Source organism: Pontibacter sp. HSC-14F20, from assembly GCF_019599265.1.
Classification (GTDB): Bacteria; Bacteroidota; Bacteroidia; order Cytophagales; family Hymenobacteraceae; genus Pontibacter.
In genome coordinates this window covers 1-255 of sequence record NZ_JAHZTC010000086.1, presented here as the reverse complement: position 1 = coordinate 255, position 255 = coordinate 1, and the positions used below count along the sequence as shown (strand labels likewise).

Annotated in this window: 1 protein-coding gene; it reads left to right on the top strand. The window is 51.8% G+C overall.

Annotated elements, in window-relative coordinates:
* On the top strand, positions 1 to 253 hold a 253-nt coding region (locus K3G39_RS20610), incomplete at its 5' end, for an ATP-binding protein (RefSeq protein ID WP_220628048.1).
* Positions 254 to 255: the final 2 nt, after the last annotated feature.

Below are 255 nucleotides of genomic sequence, written 5' to 3'. Positions count from 1 at the left end.
CTCCAAGACGGACCTGCTGATACTCGACGACTTTGGGCTGACGCACCTGGAGCAACAGCAGCGCCTGGATCTGATGGAGATCATCGAAGACCGCCATGCCAAGGCCTCCACCATTATTGCCAGTCAGCTACCGGTCGCCAGCTGGTATGATGTAATTGGAGAAGAAACCATAGCCGATGCCATTCTCGACCGGCTGGTGCACTCCTCTTACAGAATCGAGCTAAGAGGTGAAAGTTTAAGAAAAAAGCAGTAAAA